Below are 24259 nucleotides of genomic sequence, written 5' to 3'. Positions count from 1 at the left end.
CCAATATTTCAATGACTTTTATTACAGACGGAACACAACAAAACCTTGTTGCTCTAATTCTGCTTTATTAAATAAACTCTTCACGTCAGCCAACACAGGTTTTTCGCCTTTAACATAAGCTCTTAACTGCTCAGCAGACAATTCACGATACTCATTATGCCCAACAGCAACAACCAATGTATCTACTTGATGTTGTTCATCAATCGGAGCTAAATCAACACCATATTCCGCTTTAACTTCATCGGCATCTGCCCACGCATCTGCAACCACGACTTCAACGCCCCAGTTTTGGAACTCGTGAATCATATCAATAATTTTACTATTGCGAATATCAGGGCAATTTTCTTTGAACGTGATACCTAAAATGCCCACTTTCGCATTCACGATATTGATGCCATTTTGAGCCATTCGCTTAATAATACTTTGAGCAGAATACGCTGCCATATTATCGTTAATACGGCGACCTGCTAAAATCACTTGTGGGTGATAGCCAACTTCTTCTGCTTTATGGGTTAAATAGTACGGATCAACACCGATACAGTGTCCACCTACTAACCCGGGACGAAACGGTAAAAAGTTCCATTTACTACCAGCCGCGTCTAACACTTCTAAGGTGTCAATACCTAAACGGTCAAAAATCACCGATAATTCATTGACCAAAGCAATATTTAAATCACGCTGGGTATTTTCAATCACTTTTGCTGCTTCGGCAACTTTGATAGAAGTCGCTTGATATGTTCCTGCGGTAATAATACTTGCATAAACATCATTCACAATTTTTGCTACTTCAGGCGTACTCCCGCTAGTGATTTTTTTGATTTTGGTTAATGTATTAACCTTATCCCCTGGATTGATACGCTCAGGGCTATAACCAGCAAAGAAATCTTGATTAAATTTCAAACCTGATAATTTTTCCAAAATCGGCACACAAACTTCTTCCGTTGCACCTGGGTAAACTGTTGATTCATAAACCACAATGTCGCCTTTTTTTAGCACTTTAGCGATGGTTTCGCTTGCTTTGCGTAACGGCGTTAAATCAGGGCGATTTGCCTGATCAATCGGCGTTGGCACGGTAACAATAAAGAAATTGCTTTCTTTTAACTGTTCAAGTTGTGCCGTATAGGTCAAGTGAGTCGCTAATTTAAGCTCTTCACTTGACACTTCCAAGGTATGATCCTGACCTGACTTCAGTTCATCAATACGTTTTTGGTTAATATCAAAGCCGATTGTTGGTTGTTTTTTCCCAAATTCTACGGCTAGGGGTAAACCAACGTAGCCTAAGCCGATGATGGCGATGTTTTTCATTTTTGCTCCAAATTTCTAAAATCTTTTAGTTTTTCTAATTGCATTAGCTAGCAATACATATAAACACCCTAAAACGCCCCCAAACAACGCACCAATCAATAAAATCAACGCACGTTTCGGGGCATCTTTTTTAACTGGATAATCGGGTGATGCTTGATAGCGGTAGGCTTGCACATTTTTCACATCAGCTAACTTGGCTTTTAACGGCTCTAACAAGCTGATTTGGCGTTCAATTTCGTAATATTCAGGCGTGTAAACCACCGCACGTTGTTTGGCGATATCAAGTTGAGCTTGTAGGTAGTTTTCGCCGAGCATATAGAGATTATTGCTATCTGATAGTTTTGAATCAGAGATAATCACTTGACCTTCACCCGATAAATAAACAGGCAAACTACCACCACTAGGAATAGTGGCGGTATAGTTTTTTATGTCAGCTTGTTTGGCAATCGCTAATGCGTTTTCTAAATTGGAAATTTGAATGGCTTTGCTATTTTCAAGGTTGGAAATAATGCGTTCTTTGTTTATTTTGAGACTTTCTAGTTGCAAATCAATAATAATTTGAAAATCTTCTACAAACTGTTTTACAGTATATTCATTCACAAAATCCACATATTGACGCAATATATGCTGTGCTTCTTGGGGATTTTCCGTTGAAAAACTTAAATTTAATTCATTTTCATCAGGTGCTGACTCATTTCGTTTCTGTTCTGGTCTTTTTACCAGTAAATCTTCAGTCATAAATTTAGCTAAAAACTGACGTGATTGTTGTTCGTTTTTCCCAGATAACTGTGCGTAAACCCATTCGGACTGCTCAGCAAATTTTTGTTTGAGATCATTAGAAAGGAGAAAAGATCGGAAACTACGGTTCAAATCTTTAATCAGAAGTGAAGAGATGATGTCTTTGTCTTTGTCTTTGTCTTTGTCTTTGTCTTTGTCTTTGTCTTTGATTATAACATATTCCGCCTGCACGGGCAATAAATTCCCTAGTTCAGAAGCCAACGGAGCATTAACAACCGCTTTTGATGTCCATTGTTCTTTTGCTATAAACGCATAAATTCCTGCGATTAACGCAAAAACAAAAGTAGATAAAACAATCCAAACTTTCTTATCCCACAAGGTTTTAAAAAGATCAACCAAGTCAATCTCATCCTCTTTTCTATTTAAACTTAACTCGTTGCTCATTCCCCCTCCTAAAAACAGTATAATTTAGCAAAACAGTACAGTATATTAAAGCTCATCCGACCTATTATAGCAAATTAAAAATTTTCTCACTACAAATACTTTATCTAATAAAAAACACCGCACTTTTCATCTCGTTGAGCTGATCAATACGGTGTTATTACCTATTAATATTCGTTAGTCATCAATTTTAGCGGTGCCACATATCTCTGCTAATGCTTTCAACCGACTATCAGATTTTGCTACATAAGGGTTACTAATATCCCAAGCATAACCTGCCAAAATAGACGAAATCATGGCTCGAATTTCTGGGTTGGCATTTTTAGCGTACACCACATCTTGGAAAGAACCCTCATACCAGCCATTAACGTAAGTACGGAACGCATTGACACCTACCATCAGTGGATCAGAAAATTCCTGCTGCCAATCCACGGTTTCACCTTGCAACTGGCGAACAATTAATGGTGCTGCCAAACGTGCAGAATGCAGCGCAATGGTTACTCCTGATGAAAAGACGGGATCAAGAAATTCTGCTGCATTACCTAATAAAGCAAAATTTTTACCGTGCAGGCTTTTCACATTTGCCGAATAACCTTTGATATTGAGATAAGGAAAATCGGTTTCCCATTTAGCATTAGCTAATAAACGTTTTAACACCGGCGAATCCAACGCAAATTTCTTCAATACCGATTCACTTTCTCCTGTTAATTTTTCGGGCAATCCTACCACACCAATGGAACAGTGATTATCCGCAAAAGGAATTAACCAAAGCCAGATATCCCGATGTTCAGGGTGAGTGGTGATTAAAATTTTATTACGATCATAAGTCGGCTCGGAGATATTGTCTTCAATATGGGTAAAATGTGCAATTCGCATTGGCAAGTTAGAGGGAATATCTAAATTAAATAAACGTGGTAACACACGCCCATAACCACTTGCATCTAACACGAAACGAGCTTCTACTTGATAATGTTCAGATTGATCGGTATTCACCGTTAAAATCACGCTATCATTGTGATTATCCACTGCTTCAACCGAATGCCCATAACGCACTACAGCACCTTTTTTCATCACTTCATCCGCTAAAATTTTATCAAAAATCGCCCGTCTTACTTGTAAGGTTGTGCCAGGTCCTGAGGTGAATTTTTGGTTAAAGTCAAAATAAGCATAACGCTCGCCCCAGCTAAAGGCTGCACCATTTTTAAATTGAAACGTTGGTTCTGCTCGCACCGCATCCGCCAGTCCTGCCTGTTCGAGAATATCCATGGCGTAGGATAATAAACTCTCACCGATCACAAAACGTGGAAAATGCTGTTTTTCCAATAGCAACACGCTTAATCCTTGTTGTCTTAACAATGCAGCAGATACTGTACCTGATGGACCTGCACCAATAATCACGACATCAAATTTTTCCATAATATTTATTCCCTATCTTAAAAATCTAAACGTTAATAATAAACTGCATAATAAACCAATACTGACACTCAGCCCAAATGAGGCTACCGCTGGTGTACTGCTTAAACAAAGTAATATAAATGAAATCAGCGTTGTGGTTGCTGCTAACGTCACCGCAATACGTTTATGTAAAATACTTTCTTGCACCGTTTGCATATACGCTGTGTAATCAATACTAATAGTTGACACCAACAACAAACCAAACATTGTAAATAGCGTAATAGGCAAATTTAGCCAAGCAAAAATAGCAATCGTGAAAATCACCGATGTAATCGGAATAACTAACATTTTAGCACTACGCTTAACGCCAAAAAAGCGTATTAATAGCAAACTTGCTAAAACAAATGAAAGTAATTTAAGCCATGCGGCTTGATTGCGAGTTTGTTGAAAAGATTGATTTAAATGAGTACGTTTATCTTGCCAAAAAATATGTTGGTTATCGGCTAACAGAGCAATTTGATCAGCGTTTTTTAATCCTGAAAGTTTAATAATTGAAGCGACATGCTTTTCAGTAAAATGCCCCAAATAAAGACTTCGCCAACCTTCGCCTAATTGCATAGAAAGTGCTTGTTCAAGAGAAATCGGTTTAAAAGCATGAATTTCTTGCTGAATTAAATCAAAAGGCACACCAAATTGATCTAAAAGTGCGGTATTTTTTGCTGAAATTTTTTCAGTGAGTCGAGAAATAAAATCTTGTTGCTCGGAAAATGGCATTATCCATTGGCTTATAGATTGAAATTTTTCAATATTCCCTTGTATTTTTTGTTGTGCTAACTGTTCTGATAATTGCTTATCTAATGCCAATAATTGCTCGGTATTTTCTACTTGCAATAAAAAGTATTGGCTATTCAATTCAATGCCTGTAATTTCACTGATTTTTTGTGCTTGTTGAATCAAATCCATGGGTAATGCCACCCATTGACGAATATCATCTCGCCATTGACTGCGGTATAAACCGATAAACGTCAAAATAATTAATACTATCGCTAACCCTTTTTCCATGGAAAAATAGTATTTTTTTAACCGCACTATGTAGGAAGAAAAAGAGAAAGAAAATGACGAAATAAGCGGAGTGGGTTGGTAATCTTTAAAGAATAAGGGTAAATAACACTGTGTACAAAGCATCGCACAGATTAATGCTACGCTAGAAAATAGTGACGTTTGTTTTAAGATAGGTAAATGAGTAAATCCCAACAATCCATAGCCAAGCAAAGTAATCAATAAGGTTAGCCCGAATGTTAAGGTTAATCCTTGCATCTGTTTTTGTGCTTGCCAAGGAGAAACAAAAAGTGATGAAGCAAACCAATGCAAGGGAAAATCAATCAACACCCCAACTAAACTTGTGCCAATGACTAAAGTTAAAATATGAATTTGCCCGAAAAATTGCACGGTCGCCACAATACCACAGAGCATACCGACAATAATCGGCAAAAATAAACTGAATATTCGCCACGTTCTAAATACACTGAATAACAATAGCAAGGTTAAACCCATGCCTAAACTTGCCATTAAAGTACTTTCCGTGCTAGCTTGCTGTTTAGCGTGAGCAGAAAAAATGGCAGCTCCTGTCATATAAAATTGTCCCTTTTGTTGCAAAACCTGTTGTTGACTTTGTTGCAACAAGGGTAACAAATTCTGATCTGGCGAAATAAAGTTTTGTGGTGATAATTCAGCTCTAATCACGACCCAAGTGAAATCTCCTTGAGTACGATATAACATTCCAGTTTGCATATCCCATTGTAATTGACTTAACTGTTGTGACTGAGCTAATACAAATCGCCCCAATCCTAGCCAATCTTGCGATAAAGGAAGTAAGTTAGTTTGATGAAAAGGATTAACGATCTGTTCCGTATATTGCTGAAAATATTGTTCGGGCGTATTGAGTAACTGATCCCTGATATTCAGTGGCAATACCGCTAATTTTAATTGCTGTATTTCCTGTTTAAGTTGATTTAAATCAGGTTGAATTTTATGAATAACCTTTTGGAAAATAGTGCTAGTTTGCCAAGTTTGGCTAATCTGTTCAGCTAACCTAAAGGCATTTTCTCTGGAATGATGACCGATTACCGCAATAATTTGCTGATTGAATTGACTTTCTTGCTGGCTATCGGCCCATTGCTGAATAGGTTGCCATTGGCTTTCTTGTGGTAATAGGCTATGTAAATCTGTGTCTAACCATTTTTCAGATTGCCATTGTTGCATAAATAACCAAACCATACCGACTAAAATAGCTAAAAAAAACCAGCGAAACCACTTTATTAATTTGGTTTGATAAAGAACATAAAGTGCGGTGCTTTTTTTAAGCATTTTTATCTCTCTATGGCTTACTGCAATGATTGTTGTGCAAACCCTGATAAAGGTTGATTTTGTAATAGTTGGTTAAACTGAATTTCCGTACGATCACCTTGTTTTTCATCTAAACGGATATGTTGCACATTGTCATTCCCCGTAATCACGATTTGCGTAAAAATCTGCTGCATTAACAAGCTACTCGGTTTGAGTGTTAACGTCCAATGCTCGGCTTGCCCCGTTAAAGCCATATCAAATTGTGATTGCAACGCAGATAAATTGCCTGAAAGCAAACCTAGAAATAAACCGATCTGTTCCGATTGCCCTAATTTATTTTGAGTAACCCATTCACCATTTAAATATTGGCTAATGCCTTGTGGTGTAATACGTAATTGACTGCTGAACGGCTGTTGCATTTGCCATAACAAGCCACGGTTTTTAACCAAGCAAAATTCACCTGTGGCAATAATGGGTTTAGGTAACGCATTTAAAAAACGTTGTTGCTCAAATTGACCTTGTATATTATCAGGCTTTTGCAATAACGCCACTAAGTCAGCTTGTGAAAACGCTAAAGCCAAAGGTGAAAATAGGCTAAACAAGAAAAGTAAAAGCGTCTTTTTCATTTTTATTCCTTTTTATTTCTTATTCCTTGGGACAAAATCCGCTATATTGCTCAATGGCAGCACGCCACGATGATGGCGTTTGAAATTGCATTTCTTTGCTTGCAATCTCAACCGCCACTTGGGTTGTACTGGCAGTAGTGAGTTTTTGCCCTGTTTGAGCGTCAAAAAAGGTATAATCAATGCGTAAGCAGGTTTCATATTCCACCACGCCCAACTCCACCCGAATTTTTTGACGGAATAAGGTTGGCTTAATGTATTTCACATTAAGCTGAACCACTGGCCAAGCATAGCCTTGCTCTCGCATAATATGATAATGGTAGTGAATATCTTCTAAAAAGGCACAACGTGCTAATTCTAAATATTTCACATAATGACCATGCCACATAATATCCATCGAATCCACATCAAAAAAAGCGATGTCGTATTCAGAGCTATGTTTAGCGTAATAATGAGATTTGCGTTTCATTTAGCCTGCTTACGTTTTTAATTACTTAACAATGTCGCCTTTAAGTGCCACACCTGAAATTAAATTGCCTGCATGGCATTCAAATTCTGTCGCACTGGAATAAACGTTTTTCTTATAGTAGCTGACTAAATTCGTCACTTTAGTTGCGCCCATAGAAACTGCTCTGTCTTGGAATTGTTTCACTGCTGATAAGAATGCCCATTGACAAGCCTCTACGTCCGTTTTATTGGCTGCATTAGTTTTTTTGTTAGTAACTAAATCTTTGGCTAATACCTTACCTGAGGCGGATTTAGCAAAATAAAGTTTAACATTTGGATTGAGAACAGTCTTGGCTTGTGCGCTATTTAATGCCTCATTAATAGAAAGGTGATGTGTGGTATCACGAGGGGCGCAAGCTGCAAGTACCAAGGCTGCGATGCTAATTGAGATTAATTTAAGTTTCATAAAGACTCCTTGTTATGATGATAAGTGATGGTTTACTTTACTGGAATACAAGCCAATAAGCAATGATTCCGTTAACTTTGTTGCATACAAATTTTCTCAAAATCTGCACGCCTAATTTTAGATTGACTATTGCGTGGCAACTGCTCACTAAAGCGCCAAAACCGTGGCAACGCTAAGGTTTCTTGCGTTTGGCTCAAATACTGTTTTAAGGTGTGAATCAAGGCTTTACGATCTTGCAAAAGTTGCTGTTTTCCCACCGCAGTTAAGGCTATCCACGCCACGGGGCGTTGGTATGTGGGGTGCAACCCGAGGTAACAATCTTCCACCCAAGTATGGGTTAATAAATCTTGCTCAATTTTCACTAAAGAAATGCGCTTATCCCCTAATTTGACAATGCGATCTGCACGCCCAAGCAACATAAATTGACCTTGTTCAATGTCAACCACATCTTTGGTTTGTTCTCGTGCCTCCACCCATGGGGATTGTACCCAAAGCTCGCCTTGTTGATTTTGCCCAATTTCCACCCCAATAAACGGTTGCCAATAGGGGCTGCCAGCTCGAATTGCGACGCCCCCTGTTTCGCTACTGCCATAAATTTCCGTCACAGGAAAACCTAATGCCTGTTGCAGACATGCAGCGGTCTTTTCAGGCAAGGCCCCGCCTGAAGAGAATAATCCCACCAATTGATGCTGAATAGGCGGGAGAATCGCCAGATTCATATTGTTTAATAATGCCGGACTGGTGACCCACACCACTTTGTCGCATTTTTGTGTTTCAGACACAAGGGTTTCTGGATAACGTTGTTGTGTCACCCCAATTTTCCAGCCCATGGTCAAAGGCACAAAAACACGAAAGGTTAACCCATATAAATGCTGTACGCTGACGGAGCTTAAAACAGTAATATTCGCCCCTTTTTCAAACGGCAACATTTGCGCTAAGGCTTGGGTTTCCTTATATAACTGGCTTGCTGTGCGTGGAATAATTTGTGCTGCGCCAGTACTACCTGATGTCTTCAGCAAGATTGGTGTACAGTTATCTGCCGCTAAATAAGGGACAGCTTCGTCCATCTTGGGGATAATCGTCTGACATAAAAATGACTGAACATTGTCTTGCGTTACCCATAAATCCGCATTATTTGCTACCCATTGTTGATTTTCTGGCAATAAATTGGGTGGCAATAATACCTTAATATCCTGTTTTAAACAGGCCAATAACATACAACTGAATTGATAGGCATCCTCAAGCCATAATGCAATGGATTGAAGCTGTCGGCTTTGTAATTGTTGTTCAATATATTGGCATTGTTGTGCCATGGATTGAGGAATAAAAAACATGTTAGTTGCTATCCATTATAGACTGATTATGCGGTTCATCCGCCCAAAAATCATAAAAATTAAACCATTGTAATGGATTTTTAGCACATTGTTGCGCCAGTAAATCGGCGTAGTGTTGCATAGCGTGCTGAATTTGCTGCTGACGTTTTGTGCTACGACCATTGAGCTGAATATCTAATTTATGCAAGGATAAATGATATTTCCCCTGTTGTTTAACGCAAAATAAGGTGTTGACAGAGGTTTTGAGTAAACTGGCCAATAACCATGCACCTTGCGGGAAAAGCGCTGGCTGGCCTAAAAAATTCACAGCAGCCGTTTTATCGCCTTGCAAAGGAATGCGATCCACCGCCAACGCAATCCATTCCCCCCGTTCAATATATTGCGACAATTCCCACATTTTCGCCGCATCAAGTTCACTCACTTGTATCAGGGACAATTCATCCGCCCCCGCATCTACTAAGGCTTGGTTAAAGGCTTGGGCGTGTTTACTGTGTACCAGAATATGCAATTTAAAGTGTGCATGATGACCATTGGCGACTAAGGCTCGACTGACTTCCGTATTACCAAAATGGCTACAAATTAAAATTTGCCCTCGAGCATTCGGATCGTTCATTTCCTGATAAAGCTGTTCAGGATCATCAATCACCAAATCCGCATAGCCTATTTTATGTTGCCACACCGCAAAGCGATCACAAATAGATTCACCAAAGGCTAAAAATTGGCGCAACAAGGCGAAACGTCCTAATTGCACATTTGGGAACGTATGCGTTAAATGTGTTTGGTAGGCTCGAATATGGCCACGAGCGGTTTTGCTGGTTACAAAAAAATACAGCACCACCCAAAAGGTCACAAATTTCATCAACCACAACGGGAAATAACGCACCATCCATCGCGTTAATTGCAAAAAGACAGGATGACCTCGTTCATTTAAACTCGCCCAATGTTGACTCATAACGGTTGTCCTGTAAGTAAACGGCGTAACATACCGAAAAACAAGCGAGCGTGCATTCGGCTGATACGTAAATTATCTTGCCAAGCATGAAAATGTGACACCCCGTCCGTAGGATATTGCACCGCTGTTGATAACCATTGTAATGCAATCTGTTGCCAGTGGGCATAGACCAATAATTCAATATCAAAGTCCATACGATCGCCCACTTTAAAACGATCCAACAACGGCACCACGGCATCAAGCGGATAACAACGAAAACCACACATTCCGTCTTTGATGTCCGTCGATAACGTATTGACGGCTAACCAAAAATTGGTAATCTTGCGTCCATATAACCGCGCTTTTGGGGCATCTTCGCCATAAATAGGCAATCCACAAATAATGGCGTTTGGTGACTGCTCCGCCCGTTCAAGCATGGCTTGCACATCGGTTAAATTATGCTGTCCATCTGCATCCACTTGTAACGCATGACTAAACCCTTGCTGTTGCGCATAACGCAGGCCGACTTTAAGTGCGGCGCCTTTTCCGCCATTTTGGTCACAATAATAAATATCGGCTTGATCCGCATAGGCGGCCAATTTCGAGCGTTGTGTTTCCGTTGAACCATCATCAATGATAATGACCGCCAAACCTAAATCACGCAAAGCCTGAACCACCGCCCCCACGCTGTTAGCATGATTATAATGGGGAATAACTGCCACGGGACGAAAGTTAGCCATTGTCGTTTCCTATTTTTTGCTGACAAATTGCCACAAAATCCGCATGGCTAATTTTTCCTTGCAAATTACGTGGTAGATGTTCACTAAAACGCCAAAAACGAGGTAGCCCAAAACGCTCATGGTGAGGCGCAAGATATTGTTTAAATGTTTTCACTAACATTTTGCGTTCATTGCATTGTTGGCTATCATGTAAGGCTATCCAAGCGACTGGCCGTTTAAATTCAGGGTGAGGGGCAACATAGCAATCTTTGACCCATGGATGTTGACTTAAATCTTGCTCCAGTTGCACCAAAGAAACTCGTTTATCGCCAAATTTCAGAATACGATCCAGACGCCCAAGCAGTTCAAATCCATTGGCATGAAATTCCACGGCGTCTGCCGTTTGTTGGCGTTCATCACTCCATGCCGATTCAACCCATAACGCCCCTTGCTCATTCACCCCTAAGGTGGTTTTCTCAAAAGGGTGCCAGATGGGATGATTCTGTTGACGATGGGCGATCACACCGGTTTCGCTACTGCCATAAATTTCCACTAAAGGCGTATCAATGACTGCCCGTATGCCTTGTGCAATATGGGAATACAACACACCGCCAGCGCAGGTTAAGCCGACAATATGTTGCTTAATATCGGCTAATTTCTCCGGTTGAGTATGATTCAGCAAAATCGGGCTAGTCACCCATAAACAACGTTCAAGTTGACGTGTTTCTGCCATTAAAAATTCGGGAAACAGTTTCGGTTGACGATTCAGAATAAAGCCTTGCAATAAAGGATAAAACACACAAAATGTTAAGCCGTAAAGATGTTGCGTACTGACGCTCGCTACGATATCCAGTTGCTGACTTGAAGAAAAAGGCAAGGTGTCCGCTAAAATTTGGGCTTCTTGCCACATTTGTGCGGTGGTTTTTCGAATAATTTTTGCCTTGCCACTGCTGCCGGAGGTTTTCAGCCAAATTAGGCTGTCATTATTAAACAGGGTGAGATCCGTTTCGGCCACAACGTTTTGCGTGACACCGTAGGTGACAATATTTTCATCATTCAGCAACAGCGCTTTATGCTCGTCAATCCAGGTTTGATTGTCTCCCCACAGACTTTGTGGCAATAACACTGGCACCTTGGCACGAATACAGGCAAGCAAGGTACAAGTAAACAGCGCACCATCCTCAAAGTAAAGTGCGACAATACTGACCTTATCCGCTTGTAATTGTGCCTTTATTTGTGCCACACGCTGATAAAAATCTGCTCGTGTCCAATCTGGATTACGGGCAATCAATGTCATGTTGTCGTTCCTTTTTCATTAAAATCTGACGAACCCCATACTCGCCAACCATAAGTCCCCCCATTAACACATAGGCGATCACCCCTGAATACCACGCCCAAAGTTGATATTGTTGCATGGCTAAAAAGAGGCTCAATAACACAATATTCAGTATAAATAACCCGCACCAAAGTTGCGTCACCACTCGGGTGTAACGCACTGCAAATTCGGGGAGAGTCGGTTCTCGCAAGCGGGCTAAACGTTCCACTAAGGTTTGTTTTTGCCATAAACTGCCACCGAATAACGCCAGCATTAACAGGTTCACTCCAATCGGGTAAAAATACAATAATTCACTGCGTAGCAAAGCAAACACGCCAAGTAACAGGCAAACTATCAGTGCCAATGCACGCTGTTTGCCCACATTGACAAGGCCTTTTACGCCCCAAAGCAACGCCATTACCAGCGCTACCCAATGCCAACTTTGCGTATTGCCTTGCCATAAATAAAGCAATGGGAAAGCCAAGCTCACGGCCGTGAGTAGGCTATTGAGCAGTAGGCGTAATGTTTTCATGTTTCTCTTCAAACAACACAAACCCACTGGCATAAGGCTCGCTGTTTTCGCTCAGTAATTTAAATGCAAGACGATTTTTGTCAGCTTGCCAAGCAAGTTGTAAGCAAAACACATCATCAGGACGCAGAAATTTTTGGAATTTTAAATTATCCACACGTACCATGGTTTTTTGGCAGATTTCCTGCGCAAACAATTCACGCCCTTTGCCCATAACCCATTGCAATTCCACCACACCTGGCACTAACGGAAAATCAGCAAAATGCCCCGCAAAATAACGTAAATCAGGTGGAATTTTGCCTGTTAAACTGTAACCGTTGTCCGTTTGCGTTTGGCTTAACCAAATGGGATTAGTCGGTTTTGGCATCGCTTAACTTTTTCACGGCATCAATCACATCACGCACGGTACGCACGTTGCGGAAATCTTCTGCTTGTAATTTATAGCCGGTTTGACGTTTGATGTAGTCGATCAAATCAATGGCATCAATGCTATCAATTTCTAAATCTTGATAAAGATGCGTATCCAGTGTAATTTGGCTTTCGTCCACTTCAAACAGCGAAACCAGTGCATTAGTCAGAATTTGTTGAATTTCTTGTTCTGTCATTGAATTACATTCCTTTTTGAGTACGCACAAAATCCGCTAGCGTAGCGACACTTTGAAAATGTTGACGTAAATTTTGTGGATCACCATCAAGTTGTAAACCAAAGGTTTTTTGTACCACCAAACCGAGCTCAAGTGCATCCACAGAATCCAGCCCTAAGCCATCTTCGCCAAACAAAGAAATATGACTGTCAATATCTTCCACCGTCATATCTTCTAAATTCAGGCTATCAATAATCAGTTGTTTAATTTGTTGTTCTAATTCCATTTTCAATCCTTGTTTGAGTATTAAAATAATCTTCTAAATAAGCGTTTAAACGCCGTGCTGCAATGGGTAACGGTTTTTCTGCCAGCCACGTGGCGGGTAAAATATCCTCACCCACCATGAATTGATACCGAATGCGACAGGATGGTAATTTATACCACGGCTGACCTTTTTTAAAATTCAGTGGCGACATCTTTATCACCACAGGCGTAATCACATCCGCACTACGCAAGCCGACTGACACCGCACCACGATTGAATTTTACCACACCGTCCCAGCCTGTGCGTGTACCTTCGGGGAAAATCAGCAAGGCTTCACGGCTTAGGGTATTGGCACATTTTTCTAATAAGGCTTCCGACTGGCAATTTGGAATAAAACCGCACGCTTTAATCGGGCTAGACATAGACGGATTATCCATTAAATCGGGCTTAACAATACAATTCATATTGGGCTGTTTGGCAAAAATCAGCACCACATCCAACAAAGAGGGATGATTGGCTAAAATCAACTGTCCTTTTCGCCCAAGTCGTTCAAAGCCTTGGTATTCCACGCTTAAAATACCAAACCAATGCAGACATTTCACAAAAAATGCCCAAGTACCGCTCACAATCGCACGCCCTTTTACCAAACTTTCAGGCGTATGATTAGGGTAACGTTTCGCATAAGGATAGAGCACAATTTTAAACAGCACGCCGACCACGCCAAACAACACAAAGCCAAGCAATGTGCCGAGAAAACGGCGTAGCCAGTCGAGTTTTTGCACTAGTTTTTTTGCCATAACCATTGTCCGTAACGACTGGATGGCGTTTGCCAATGCTGACGATTCAAGGCTTGCTGCTTCATCCAAATTAATGCACTATCCATCGCAAAATGTTCTGAATTTTCGACCGCACTTTGAGTATGTAAAGTTAAACCAAATTGTTCACCACGCTCAACGACCAATGCTAACGCATAGGCGAAAGGCGGACGACGAATTGGCGCTACATCATATTCTTGCTTTAAAGGCGTTTCTACCACGACCACAAGCACTTTTTCTGCCCCGTCATTGAGCATTAAATAGGCTTCAAGCAACGCCATTTCTAGATTGTCTTGTGCGGCAATGGCAGTACATTCTTGTTTGACTTGACGCATTTCTGACCATTGCCCGATTAACGCATTATGTACAGAAAGACTAAAGGACGTAGGAGAAATGTCTCCCTCCGTTAACAGGGATTGCCACAAGGCAAAACTGCGGTTCATTTCACTATTCAGGGAAGCATAAACCACAGGAAAGTGCGGTGCATTTGGGGTCAATTCCCAACAGGCAGAAAAAAATAGCCGTGCCGATTCACTCAGGCGACGACGTTTTAACGGTGGCAAAAAATCTAACTTAGGAGGAGAGACAGGCCACTGCTTAGCATCTTGTAAAAAAGCCATTTCGTCCAATTGCCAAGCATGAGATGGAATTTCCCGATCAGCAACAAAGTGCCAATCCACCACATTGAAAGAAAAATGACAAATCCTTTCTGACATACCTTTCTCTCACCCCAAAGATAACGATTAATTAATAATTTTTGAATAATTCATTGATGATTCGATCGGTCTGACCTTGAACACCGCTGACTTTCACTAACTCTTTCTCATCACCACGCTGTTTATAGGAGACTTCACCTAAAGCAGTACGACTGCCATTATTCACTTCAGATAAACGAAGTTTTGCTCTTAAAATAAGATTATTTTCTTCTCTTAGGCTATAAGCCAGCACATATTTACAATTTGCAGGTGGATTAACGCTGACTTCCGCCGTAAATCCTTTTTTTTGCAGACTGTTGGCTAAATATTGTCCAATATTGGCAATCGCAGGCTTGTTCACATCTTTGACGCAAATATGTTTAATATCCGCTTGTTTAGCTACTGGTTCACTATTGGTGACAGAAGATGAACAACCGGCCAAGGCCAATGTACTTGCCATAATAACAAATAATGTTTTTTTCATTGCAATTCTCCTTAACTTGTTTTACAGATAATTTAGCATAGATTTTCTTTCTTTGCTATGCTTGCCAACGTTTAAAAATCAACGACGTATTCACACCCCCAAAAGCAAAATTATTATTCATCACATAATCGGTTTGGATCTGTTTTCCATCGCCCTGAATATAATCTAACTTTCCGCAACGTTCGTCAATATTTTCTAAATTAATTGTAGGTGCAAACCAGCCATCACGCATCATTTCAATGGCAAACCAAGATTCTAATGCCCCACAAGCGCCAAGGGTATGCCCCAAATAGCTTTTCTGTGAACTTAATGGAATACGCCCAAATACCGCCTCCGTGGCCAAGGTTTCTGCAATATCACCTTGCTCGGTGGCCGTGCCATGTCCGCTGACATAACCAATTTGCTGCGGGGATAATTGCGCATCTTTTAAAGCCAGTTCCATACAGCGTTGCATGGTTTCCTTTTGCGGACGTGTCACATGGCTACCATCACTATTGGCGCCATACCCCACCACTTCAGCAATAATATTCGCTCCACGAGCGATAGCATGTTCTAATTCTTCTAACACAAATATTCCTGAACCTTCACCGATCACAAGACCATCTCGATCTTTATCATAAGGTCGTGGCGTTAATTTAGGATTATTACAATTCCGACTCGCAGCGTAAAGGCTATCAAAAACATAGACTTCAGATGGACAAAATTCTTCGCCACCACCTGCTAACATCATTGGAATTAAGCCGTATTTAATGGATTCATAGGCATAACCAATGGCCTGACTACCGGATGAACAAGCACTTGACGTCGGAATAATCCGCCCTGTTAAACCAAAAAAGATCCCGATATTCGCCGCTGTCGTATGCGGCATCATCCGCACATAAGTATTGGCATTAAAACCGTCTGACTTGCCTGTCATCAAAAGCTCAGCGGCATCTTTAATATCGTTAGTGGAACCTGTGGATGATCCACAAGCTACGCCCATTCGCCCGTCTTTTAGCCAGTCTAAAATTACGCCATTTTCATCTAACAAATTCGCACTTTTTAACGCACGTTCGCTAGCATCCACCACAAACTGCGAGACACGCCCAAGACTGCGTAATTGCTTACGATTCCAATGTTTCGGTGGCTGATAATCCGGAATTTCCGCCCCAAGTCGTGCTTCTAACTCAGGATAACGTTCAAGCCAATCTTGCTTGGTTTCCACCGCATTTTGCTTACGCTGAAAAGCCGATTTAATACTTTGCCAATCGTTACCCAACGCAGTTAAACCACCGATTCCTGTTACGACTACTCGTTTCATTTTTTATTCCTTTCGCTACTTATCATCTAACACAACCCTCCATTCACTGCAATCACTTGTCTGGTAATATATGCTGCTTTTTCATCTAACAAAAATGCCACCGCATGGGCGATTTCATCAGGATTACCCATTCGACCTGCGGGAATCATTTTTAAAATCTCGGCAACAGGCACGTTTTCATCAACAATATCCGTATCAATCAAACCCGGTGCCACGCAGTTTACCGTGATTTTGCGTTTGGCGAGCTCTAACGCCAAGGCTTTGGCTGCGCCGATAATGCCCGCTTTGGAGGCACTATAATTCACTTGCCCACGATTACCAATTAAACCAGATACAGAGGTAATACACACAATGCGACCGTCTGTGCGACGGCGGATCATCGGCATCATAATCGGGTGCAGTACATTATAAAAGCCGTCTAAATTAGTTCGTAACACCTGATCCCAATCTTCATCTGTAAAAGCCGGAAACGCATTATCTCGGGTTAAGCCTGCATTTAAGACGACGCCATAATAAGCACCAAATTGCTCCACATCTGCGGTTAATTTTTGGCGAGTTTCGCTCCGGTTCGCCACATCAAACTGCAATATTCGGGCATTTTGTCCAAGCTCACGAATACTGTCGGCGACCTTTTCCGCCTCCTCCATTCGGCTACGGCAATGTACCACAATATCATAGCCTTGCTCGGCTAAATTCAACGCAATCGCTTTGCCAATGCCTCGGCTTGAGCCTGTGATTAAAACGGTTTTGTTCATGTTATTCTCTCTTTATTCTTTCGGACTAAACACATTCAAGGCACCGCTTAATAGCAATTTCCCACCATCAAACAACTGCGTATCAAATACGCCCATTCCTGTGCTATCTTGCAATGACAGTTTTACTTTAATATCCAAACAGGTACCAAGCGGGATCTGCGCTTGATAAATATGCAATTTGCGTGTACCGAGCAAATAACCTAAGCGTACTGGTTCGCCGACCTGATGTGCCATACAACCTGCCCAAGCGGCGACACCTTGTGCTAAAATTTCAAGGGCGCTCAAGGTTTCAAACACGCCATTTTGAATCAAAATATGTTCAGGGTAAATTGTGGCTTGTGCGTGCAAAAAATCATCGCCAAAGGCCAGCACACGATCTAACAACGCCATTTCACCACTTTGTGGAATCAAGGGAGCGACATCATTAATTGGACAAGTTAAATCAATCATGACATTCTCCTAAAATTAACACCGCATTATTGCCACCAAAGGCAAAAGAACTGCTTGCACCGATACGCTGTTCCCCTTGCCAACGGCTATTTTTATCGGCTAGACAAATGTTAGCCATGGTCGGATCGGGCTGATTATCCCATAATTGAGCCGGTAATACACCATTCGGATTGATTTTTCGGCTAATCGTCGCCCATAAAATAGCGGCCTCCACGGCCCCTGCTGCCCCTAAAGTATGGCCTGTATAAGGTTTAGTGCTAGTACAAGGTACTTGCTCGCCAAATACCTTCACGACCGCCAAGGCTTCCATGTGATCATTATGATTTGTGCCTGTTCCATGTAAATTAATCCAACCTACTTGATCAGCATTTAATTCCGCTTTTCTTAAGGCATGCTGAAAGGCAGACATGGCGCCATTTCCAGTCGGATCGGGAGAGGACATGTGATGTGCATCACTGCTTGAGCCATAACCCAAAAGTTCCACGCAATCCTCTTGATCATCCAGCAGAAGTGGCGTTTTGGTCATCAAAAATACAGCAGCCCCCTCGCCAATATTAATGCCCTGTCGATTCGCAGAAAATGGGTTAGTTTGTTGTTCAGATAAAACAGAAAGGGAGTGGAAACCGCTCACTGTTAATGGCGAAAGCGTATCTACGCCCCCACAAATCACGGCATCACACAAATCGGCTTGCAATAAACGTGCCGCACTGATTAAGGCTCTAGCTCCCGAAGTACAAGCGGTTGAAATGCCATAAGTCAGCCCTTGCAAATCATAAACTGCTGCAACAAAATCGGCCGGCGCTGAAAATAAATATTGTTGTTGATTAAACGCTTTTTCTTGCCAGTTTTGATGACGAACAAAAGACTGAAATACGGGAATATTTTCATCTGCGCCGGTGGTAGAAGAACCCATCACTACGGCAATGCGTTGTTTACCAAATTGCGTTATTGCCTGTTGAATTTGTGGCTCAATTTGTTGCAAACTATGCCATAACAACTGATTATTACGACTACAATGAATAGGATCAAGATCCGCAGGCAAGGCTCGCAAAGGACTCGTGACTTCACCTAGATAATGCGGTTTAGCTTGGATTTGATGCTGACTAAATACATGATCCGTGGCTTGTAAAGGAGAGTTTCCGGCAAAAAGTGCGGTGAAATTTTGTTGAATTCCGTCCCCTAAACAGGTGGTGATCGCGGGTGGCATTAAATAAAGTTTATTCATGGTTATCCCCTTGTGAGATCGCAGTGATCCGCCAATAAGAATGATCATTTAATAGGATATAAAACGTTTTTTGCTTTTGTTGAATAAACCAAATTGGCTTGTTTGCTCCCCAATACACGGCCCCATTGGACTTGGTTTGAATTTGACTAAAATGAAAGATCGGTGTGGTCGGATATAAAGCTGTTGCCAAAGCAGAAAACACAGTTTCTGCTTGCTTATTCGGCATAATAAAACCATCATTCTGCCAGCCTTTTTCCGTTAATACCACTCTCGCTAAAGGGGCGCCAAAAATATCCGTTTGAATCCAACGCCATTGTTGTGCGCTAAATTGCACCGTTAATAAACTTTGCTGTTTTAAAGTCATCTGGTTTTCAATAAATACGGGATTTTCAAGGGAATTGGACACCTCTGCCGTCGGTTTCAGTTCTTCAATTTTAAACAAACGCACATTTTCTTCAGGGGTTGGCAACTGCTGTACTTGCAACGAAGTACAGCTCATCATAAGAAAAGCAAAAAAAACTAAAAGGGCATTTTTCATTTAGTCAATCTATTGATTATCATTCATTTTCTGCCATTTTAGCATACAATCTTACAAAAAGTGCGGTGATTTTTAGCAAAAATAAAGCCAGTTATTAAAACTGGCTTTAGAAAACGACATGAAACTAACGCCACGCCTTAAACTGATTAATCAATCCATTGGTTGAGCTATCATGGCTCGCCACTTTTTCGCCATCTTTTAATTCAGGTAAAATACGGTTAGCAAGCTGTTTACCCAATTCCACGCCCCATTGGTCGAAACTAAAGATATTGAAAATCACGCCTTGTACGAAGATTTTGTGTTCATACATAGCAATCAATGCACCCAATGTGAATGGGGTAATTTTTTGCACTAAAATTGAGTTGGTTGGTTTGTTACCTGTAAATACTTTAAATGGCACAATATCCGCAACATCAGCAAGATTTTTACCGGCTTTGACAAATTCTGCTTCGACTTCTTGTTGGGTTTTACCAAACGCAAGGGCTTCAGTTTGAGCAAAGAAGTTAGAGAGTAATTTCTCGTGATGATCCGCTAATGGATTATGGGTTTTAGCCGGAGCAATAAAATCACAAGGAATTAAACTGGTGCCTTGATGAATTAATTGATAGAACGCATGTTGACCATTGGTACCGGGTTCACCCCAAATAATCGGGCCTGTTTGGTAATTGGTGATCACTTTGCCATCACGTCCCACATATTTACCATTGGATTCCATATTGCCTTGTTGGAAATAGGCCGCAAAACGGTGTAAATATTGGTCGTAAGGTAAAATCGCTTCCGTTTGAGCCCCTAAGAAACTGGTGTTCCACAAGCCAACTAAGGCCAATGTGGCAGGAATATTTTGCTCAATCGGTGCGGTGCGGAAATGTTTATCCATTTCATGGGCACCCGATAATAAGGCTTCAAAGTTTTCAAAACCGATGGACAACGCAATGGATAAACCAATGGCTGACCACAAGGAATAGCGGCCACCCACCCAGTCCCAGAAACCAAACATATTGTCAGTGTCAATGCCGAATTTTGCCACTTCGGTTGCATTGGTAGAAAGTGCGGCAAAATGTTTTGCCACTTGGCTTTCATCTTTCGCTTGCGCCAAGAACCAGTCACGAGCCGATCCTGCATTAGTCATAGTTTCTTGGGTCGTGAATGTTTTAGAGGCGATTAAGAAAAGTGTGGTTTCGGGGTTCACTTTTTTCAAGGTTTCCGCAATATGCGTACCGTCCACGTTAGACACGAAGTGCATGGTTAAATGATTTTTATAGGGACGTAACGCTTCCGTAACCATATAAGGCCCTAGATCTGAACCACCAATCCCGATATTCACGACATCTGTAATAGCTTTGCCAGTGTAACCTTTCCATTCGCCTGAAATCACACGTTGGCAGAAACCTTTCATTTTAGCGAGAACTTCGTTAACTTCAGGCATAACATCTTTGCCATCGACCAAAACAGGGGTGTTTGAACGGTTACGCAAAGCAGTGTGCAATACGGCACGATCTTCGGTACGGTTAATTTTCTCGCCTGTAAACATCGCTTCAATCGCAGTAGAAAGGGAACATTCTTCCGCTAATTGACGTAATAATTTCAGGGTATCTTGATTAATATTGTTTTTAGAATAATCCACTAAGATTTCATCATTAAAGGTTAATGAATAATCTGCAAAGCGGTTTGGTTCTTGTGCGAAAAGTTGTTGAATCGTGGTTTTAGCAAAAGTCGCTTTATGTTGCTCTAAGGCTTTCCACGCTGCAGTAGAGGTTGGATTGATGTTTTTCATTGTAATTTCCTTTTTTAATGATTAATAATTCGTTCCCTCTCCCTCTGGGAGAGGGTTAGGGTGAGGGTTTAAACCATTTTAATATTATATTACCCTCACCCCAGCCCTCTCCCAAAAGGAGAGGGGGTAATATTCTGATTAATCGACATATTCTGTTAATACTCGTGGTGTCAATTTAGTCATTAATTCATAACTCAATATCCCCGACATGCTGGCAATTTCTTCAATAGGTAATTCGTTGCCCCATAAAATGACTTCATCACCCACTTGATCTTGACAATCAGCCCCCAGATCTACCGTCACCATATCCATGGAAACTCGTCCCACAATTGGCACACGGCGACCGTTAATAAATACCGGTGTGCCTACGGGAATATTGCGTGGATAACCATCACCATAACCAATCGCCACCACGCCAATTTTGGTGTCTTTTTCACTGACCCAAATGCCCCCATAACCCACTGGTTCACCGGCTTGATGCGTTCGCACAGCAATCAAGGAGGAGGTTAAGGTCATCACCGGTTTTAAGCCGTAAATATCGGCCGGTGTATTGGTTGGCGACACGCCATACATAATAATTCCAGGGCGAATCCAATCTAAATGAGATTGTGGCCAAAATAAAATACCGCCTGATGCAGCAATGGTACGTTCACCTTGTTTATGTTCGGTGGCTTGTAAAAAACGTTGTAATTGTAACTCGGTATAACCGCTTTCTAATTCGTCCGCACGGCTAAAATGGCTGACAAAACCGATTTGCGGTTGCACATTTTGACATTGTTGCAATTCATGGTAGAAATAATCCACTTCGTCTAAATGCACACCCAAACGGTGCATACCGGTATCAATTTTTAACCACACTTTAATCGGATTAGGCAAATCCGCTTGTTGTAATGCACTTAATTGTTGCTGATTATGCACGACGGTTTGAATATTATTCACCGCAATAATCGGCAAATCGGTAGCGGAAAAAAAGCCTTCTAACAATAAAATCGGTTTAATAATCCCATTAGAACGTAAGGTTAAGGCTTCTTCTAAACGAGCGACGCCAAAACCATCAACACTTTCTTCTACGGCTCGAGCGACAAATTCAACCCCATGCCCATAGGCATTGGCTTTCACCACGGCAATTAACTTACTGTGCGGTGCTTTTTGTTTAATTTTTTGAATGTTATGTTTCAGTGCAACTGAACTAATTTTTACGGTGGCTGGTTTCATTTTTTCTTCTTAATCTTCATCATCAAGTTTATGTGCGGCATTATCAAAGCGTGAAAAATCCCCTTGGAATATCAACGGAACACGCCCGATTGGGCCATTACGGTGCTTACCAATCACAATCTCGGCTTTATTTTTGTTTTCTTCCGTTGGATTATAAACTTCATCACGATAAATAAACATAATTAAATCCGCATCTTGCTCAATAGATCCTGATTCACGTAAATCTGAATTCACAGGCCGTTTATTCGGACGATTTTCCAAGGTTCGGTTAAGCTGCGCCAAGGCCATTACTGGCACTTCTAATTCTTTAGCAAGCGCTTTCAAAGAACGAGAAATTTCAGCAATCTCCAAAGTACGGTTATTGTCAAAACCGGGGGCTCGCATTAATTGTAAATAATCCACCATAATCAGGCTCAATCCGCCATTCTCACGATATATTCGTCTAGCACGGGAACGCAATTCTGTCGGCGTCAACCCAGAGGAATCATCAATAAACATATTGGGGGTTCTGGTGAAAAGTCCCATTGCGGACGACAGACTCGCCCAATCCCTATCAGCCTCAACTTTACCTGTCATAATCGACTTCAAACTCACCCTTGATAAAGAGGCTAAAGAACGCATCATAATACTTTCTGCAGGCATTTCCAAGCTGAACACTAACACGGGTTTTTCATTTTCTAATGCTACTTTCTCACAAATATTCATGGCAAAAGTCGTTTTTCCCATGGAGGGACGCGCCGCCACAATGATCAAATCGGATTTCTGTAAACCTGATGTGATGTGATCTAAATCAATAAACCCTGTCGACACGCCGGTTAACCCATTGTTTTTCATATTTCTCAACATTTCAATGCGATCAATGGTACGTCCCAAAATCGACAACACATTTTCTGGCCCTTCGTTTTCAGAGGTACGTTTTTCCGCAATTTGAAACACTTCTCGCTCAGCTTGATCGAGAATATCTTTGACATCTTTACCTTTTGGTTGATAGGCCATCTGAGCAATATTATTCCCCACCCCAATCAACTCACGCAACACTGCTTTTTCTCGCACGATCTCCGCATAAGCATTCACATTCGCTGCACTTGGCGTATTTTTAGATAATTCAGCCAAATAAGCAAACCCACCGACTTCATCAATGACCCCTCGATCTTTCAAGGATTTATCTAAGGTAATCAAATCAATCGGTGAATTCTGACGAGCCAACATGTCCATTTCACGGAAAATAAAACGATGTGCTGCCGTATAAAAATCATCCGCTACCACACGTTCAATCACATTTTCCCAATGCTGATTATTCAACATCACCGCCCCTAACACCCCCTGCTCCGCCTCAATAGAATGTGGCGGAATATTGGCTTGCTCTAGCGTTTGCTCTCGTGTGGACGTCGGTTTTTTGGCCATAAAATCTATCTCTGCATAACAAAATATGCCGTATATCATATACCAAATTCATGGGCTTTTTAAGGGAAAAGTGCGGTATAAATTTCTGAAATTTTTATCTTGTTGGAAAGATAGAAAAATCTCAAGAATTTTGGCATAATCTCAACATAATAAATCATTATCGGAAG

26 protein-coding genes are annotated in these 24259 nt (G+C 41.2%); all 26 read right to left on the bottom strand.

Annotation, left to right across the window (positions count from 1 at the left end; translation table 11 throughout):
• Positions 1 to 21: 21 nt before the first annotated feature.
• Positions 22 to 1305 (bottom strand): Vi polysaccharide biosynthesis UDP-N-acetylglucosamine C-6 dehydrogenase TviB, encoded by a 1284-nt coding sequence (tviB, locus tag ACTG7X_RS01620; RefSeq protein ID WP_439256804.1) that lies wholly within the window; start codon positions 1303 to 1305, stop codon positions 22 to 24.
• Positions 1306 to 1320: 15 nt separating this feature from the next.
• Complete coding sequence (locus tag ACTG7X_RS01615; RefSeq protein ID WP_439256803.1) at positions 1321 to 2487, bottom strand: LPS O-antigen chain length determinant protein WzzB; 1167 nt, start codon at positions 2485 to 2487, stop codon at positions 1321 to 1323.
• 174 nt (positions 2488 to 2661) lie between these two features.
• Positions 2662 to 3900: an NAD(P)/FAD-dependent oxidoreductase gene (locus tag ACTG7X_RS01610; RefSeq protein WP_439256802.1), complete on the bottom strand. Its 1239-nt coding sequence runs from the start codon at positions 3898 to 3900 to the stop codon at positions 2662 to 2664.
• A 12-nt stretch (positions 3901 to 3912) separates the two neighbouring features.
• The gene (locus tag ACTG7X_RS01605) at positions 3913 to 6246 is read right to left on the bottom strand and encodes an MMPL family transporter (RefSeq protein WP_439256801.1); all 2334 of its coding nucleotides are present in this window, start codon (positions 6244 to 6246) and stop codon (positions 3913 to 3915) included.
• 17 nt (positions 6247 to 6263) lie between these two features.
• Entirely contained in the window at positions 6264 to 6851 is a 588-nt protein-coding gene (locus ACTG7X_RS01600) for an outer membrane lipoprotein carrier protein LolA (RefSeq protein ID WP_439256800.1), read from the bottom strand.
• 19 nt (positions 6852 to 6870) lie between these two features.
• The gene (locus tag ACTG7X_RS01595; RefSeq protein ID WP_439256799.1) at positions 6871 to 7317 is read right to left on the bottom strand and encodes an acyl-CoA thioesterase; all 447 of its coding nucleotides are present in this window, start codon (positions 7315 to 7317) and stop codon (positions 6871 to 6873) included.
• A gap of 21 nt (positions 7318 to 7338) precedes the next feature.
• Positions 7339 to 7761 (bottom strand): excinuclease ABC subunit A, encoded by a 423-nt coding sequence (locus ACTG7X_RS01590; protein ID WP_439256798.1) that lies wholly within the window; start codon positions 7759 to 7761, stop codon positions 7339 to 7341.
• Positions 7762 to 7832: 71 nt separating this feature from the next.
• Positions 7833 to 9095: an AMP-binding protein gene (locus ACTG7X_RS01585; RefSeq protein ID WP_439256797.1), complete on the bottom strand. Its 1263-nt coding sequence runs from the start codon at positions 9093 to 9095 to the stop codon at positions 7833 to 7835.
• A gap of 1 nt (position 9096) precedes the next feature.
• Positions 9097 to 10047, bottom strand: coding sequence for an LpxL/LpxP family acyltransferase (locus tag ACTG7X_RS01580; RefSeq protein ID WP_439256796.1), 951 nt, complete (start codon positions 10045 to 10047; stop codon positions 9097 to 9099).
• The gene (locus tag ACTG7X_RS01575) at positions 10044 to 10766 is read right to left on the bottom strand and encodes a glycosyltransferase family 2 protein (RefSeq protein ID WP_439256795.1); all 723 of its coding nucleotides are present in this window, start codon (positions 10764 to 10766) and stop codon (positions 10044 to 10046) included. Before ACTG7X_RS01575 ends, ACTG7X_RS01580 begins: the two co-directional genes overlap by 4 nt.
• Complete coding sequence (locus ACTG7X_RS01570) at positions 10759 to 12042, bottom strand: AMP-binding protein (protein WP_439256794.1); 1284 nt, start codon at positions 12040 to 12042, stop codon at positions 10759 to 10761. The genes ACTG7X_RS01575 and ACTG7X_RS01570 overlap by 8 nt, the downstream gene beginning before the upstream one ends.
• The gene (locus ACTG7X_RS01565; protein ID WP_439256793.1) at positions 12023 to 12592 is read right to left on the bottom strand and encodes a hypothetical protein; all 570 of its coding nucleotides are present in this window, start codon (positions 12590 to 12592) and stop codon (positions 12023 to 12025) included. The genes ACTG7X_RS01570 and ACTG7X_RS01565 overlap by 20 nt, the downstream gene beginning before the upstream one ends.
• Positions 12564 to 12956: an ApeI family dehydratase gene (locus ACTG7X_RS01560; RefSeq protein WP_439256792.1), complete on the bottom strand. Its 393-nt coding sequence runs from the start codon at positions 12954 to 12956 to the stop codon at positions 12564 to 12566. The genes ACTG7X_RS01565 and ACTG7X_RS01560 overlap by 29 nt, the downstream gene beginning before the upstream one ends.
• The gene (locus ACTG7X_RS01555; RefSeq protein ID WP_439256791.1) at positions 12940 to 13194 is read right to left on the bottom strand and encodes an acyl carrier protein; all 255 of its coding nucleotides are present in this window, start codon (positions 13192 to 13194) and stop codon (positions 12940 to 12942) included. Before ACTG7X_RS01555 ends, ACTG7X_RS01560 begins: the two co-directional genes overlap by 17 nt.
• A 4-nt stretch (positions 13195 to 13198) precedes the next feature.
• Positions 13199 to 13459, bottom strand: a complete 261-nt coding sequence (locus ACTG7X_RS01550) for a phosphopantetheine-binding protein (protein ID WP_439256790.1) — start codon at positions 13457 to 13459, stop codon at positions 13199 to 13201.
• The gene (locus tag ACTG7X_RS01545) at positions 13437 to 14234 is read right to left on the bottom strand and encodes a lysophospholipid acyltransferase family protein (RefSeq protein ID WP_439256789.1); all 798 of its coding nucleotides are present in this window, start codon (positions 14232 to 14234) and stop codon (positions 13437 to 13439) included. The genes ACTG7X_RS01550 and ACTG7X_RS01545 overlap by 23 nt, the downstream gene beginning before the upstream one ends.
• Positions 14219 to 14968, bottom strand: a complete 750-nt coding sequence (locus ACTG7X_RS01540) for a beta-ketoacyl synthase chain length factor (protein ID WP_439256788.1) — start codon at positions 14966 to 14968, stop codon at positions 14219 to 14221. Before ACTG7X_RS01540 ends, ACTG7X_RS01545 begins: the two co-directional genes overlap by 16 nt.
• 31 nt (positions 14969 to 14999) lie before the next feature.
• A complete protein-coding gene (locus ACTG7X_RS01535) occupies positions 15000 to 15431 on the bottom strand; it encodes a hypothetical protein (RefSeq protein WP_439256787.1) in 432 nt (143 codons plus the stop codon).
• Between the two features lie 55 nt (positions 15432 to 15486).
• Complete coding sequence (locus tag ACTG7X_RS01530; RefSeq protein WP_439256786.1) at positions 15487 to 16731, bottom strand: beta-ketoacyl-ACP synthase; 1245 nt, start codon at positions 16729 to 16731, stop codon at positions 15487 to 15489.
• A 26-nt stretch (positions 16732 to 16757) separates the two neighbouring features.
• Positions 16758 to 17486, bottom strand: a complete 729-nt coding sequence (gene fabG, locus ACTG7X_RS01525) for a 3-oxoacyl-ACP reductase FabG (protein ID WP_439256785.1) — start codon at positions 17484 to 17486, stop codon at positions 16758 to 16760.
• Positions 17487 to 17498: 12 nt separating this feature from the next.
• Positions 17499 to 17936, bottom strand: a complete 438-nt coding sequence (locus ACTG7X_RS01520; RefSeq protein WP_439256784.1) for an ApeP family dehydratase — start codon at positions 17934 to 17936, stop codon at positions 17499 to 17501.
• On the bottom strand, positions 17929 to 19161 hold the full coding sequence (locus tag ACTG7X_RS01515) for a beta-ketoacyl-ACP synthase (RefSeq protein WP_439256783.1): 1233 nt from the start codon (positions 19159 to 19161) through the stop codon (positions 17929 to 17931). The genes ACTG7X_RS01520 and ACTG7X_RS01515 overlap by 8 nt, the downstream gene beginning before the upstream one ends.
• A complete protein-coding gene (locus tag ACTG7X_RS01510; RefSeq protein WP_439256782.1) occupies positions 19154 to 19699 on the bottom strand; it encodes a hypothetical protein in 546 nt (181 codons plus the stop codon). The genes ACTG7X_RS01515 and ACTG7X_RS01510 overlap by 8 nt, the downstream gene beginning before the upstream one ends.
• Positions 19700 to 19823: 124 nt before the next feature.
• The gene (gene pgi, locus ACTG7X_RS01505) at positions 19824 to 21473 is read right to left on the bottom strand and encodes a glucose-6-phosphate isomerase (protein WP_439256781.1); all 1650 of its coding nucleotides are present in this window, start codon (positions 21471 to 21473) and stop codon (positions 19824 to 19826) included.
• Positions 21474 to 21611: 138 nt separating this feature from the next.
• The gene (gene alr / locus ACTG7X_RS01500) at positions 21612 to 22688 is read right to left on the bottom strand and encodes an alanine racemase (protein WP_439256780.1); all 1077 of its coding nucleotides are present in this window, start codon (positions 22686 to 22688) and stop codon (positions 21612 to 21614) included.
• A gap of 9 nt (positions 22689 to 22697) precedes the next feature.
• A complete protein-coding gene (locus ACTG7X_RS01495) occupies positions 22698 to 24092 on the bottom strand; it encodes a replicative DNA helicase (RefSeq protein ID WP_439256779.1) in 1395 nt (464 codons plus the stop codon).
• Positions 24093 to 24259: the final 167 nt, after the last annotated feature.

The organism is Lonepinella sp. BR2271, assembly GCF_051851515.1.
GTDB lineage: Bacteria > Pseudomonadota > Gammaproteobacteria > Enterobacterales > Pasteurellaceae > Lonepinella.
Note: the sequence above shows the minus strand (reverse complement) of the source record. Positions and strands in the feature narration are given on the sequence as shown.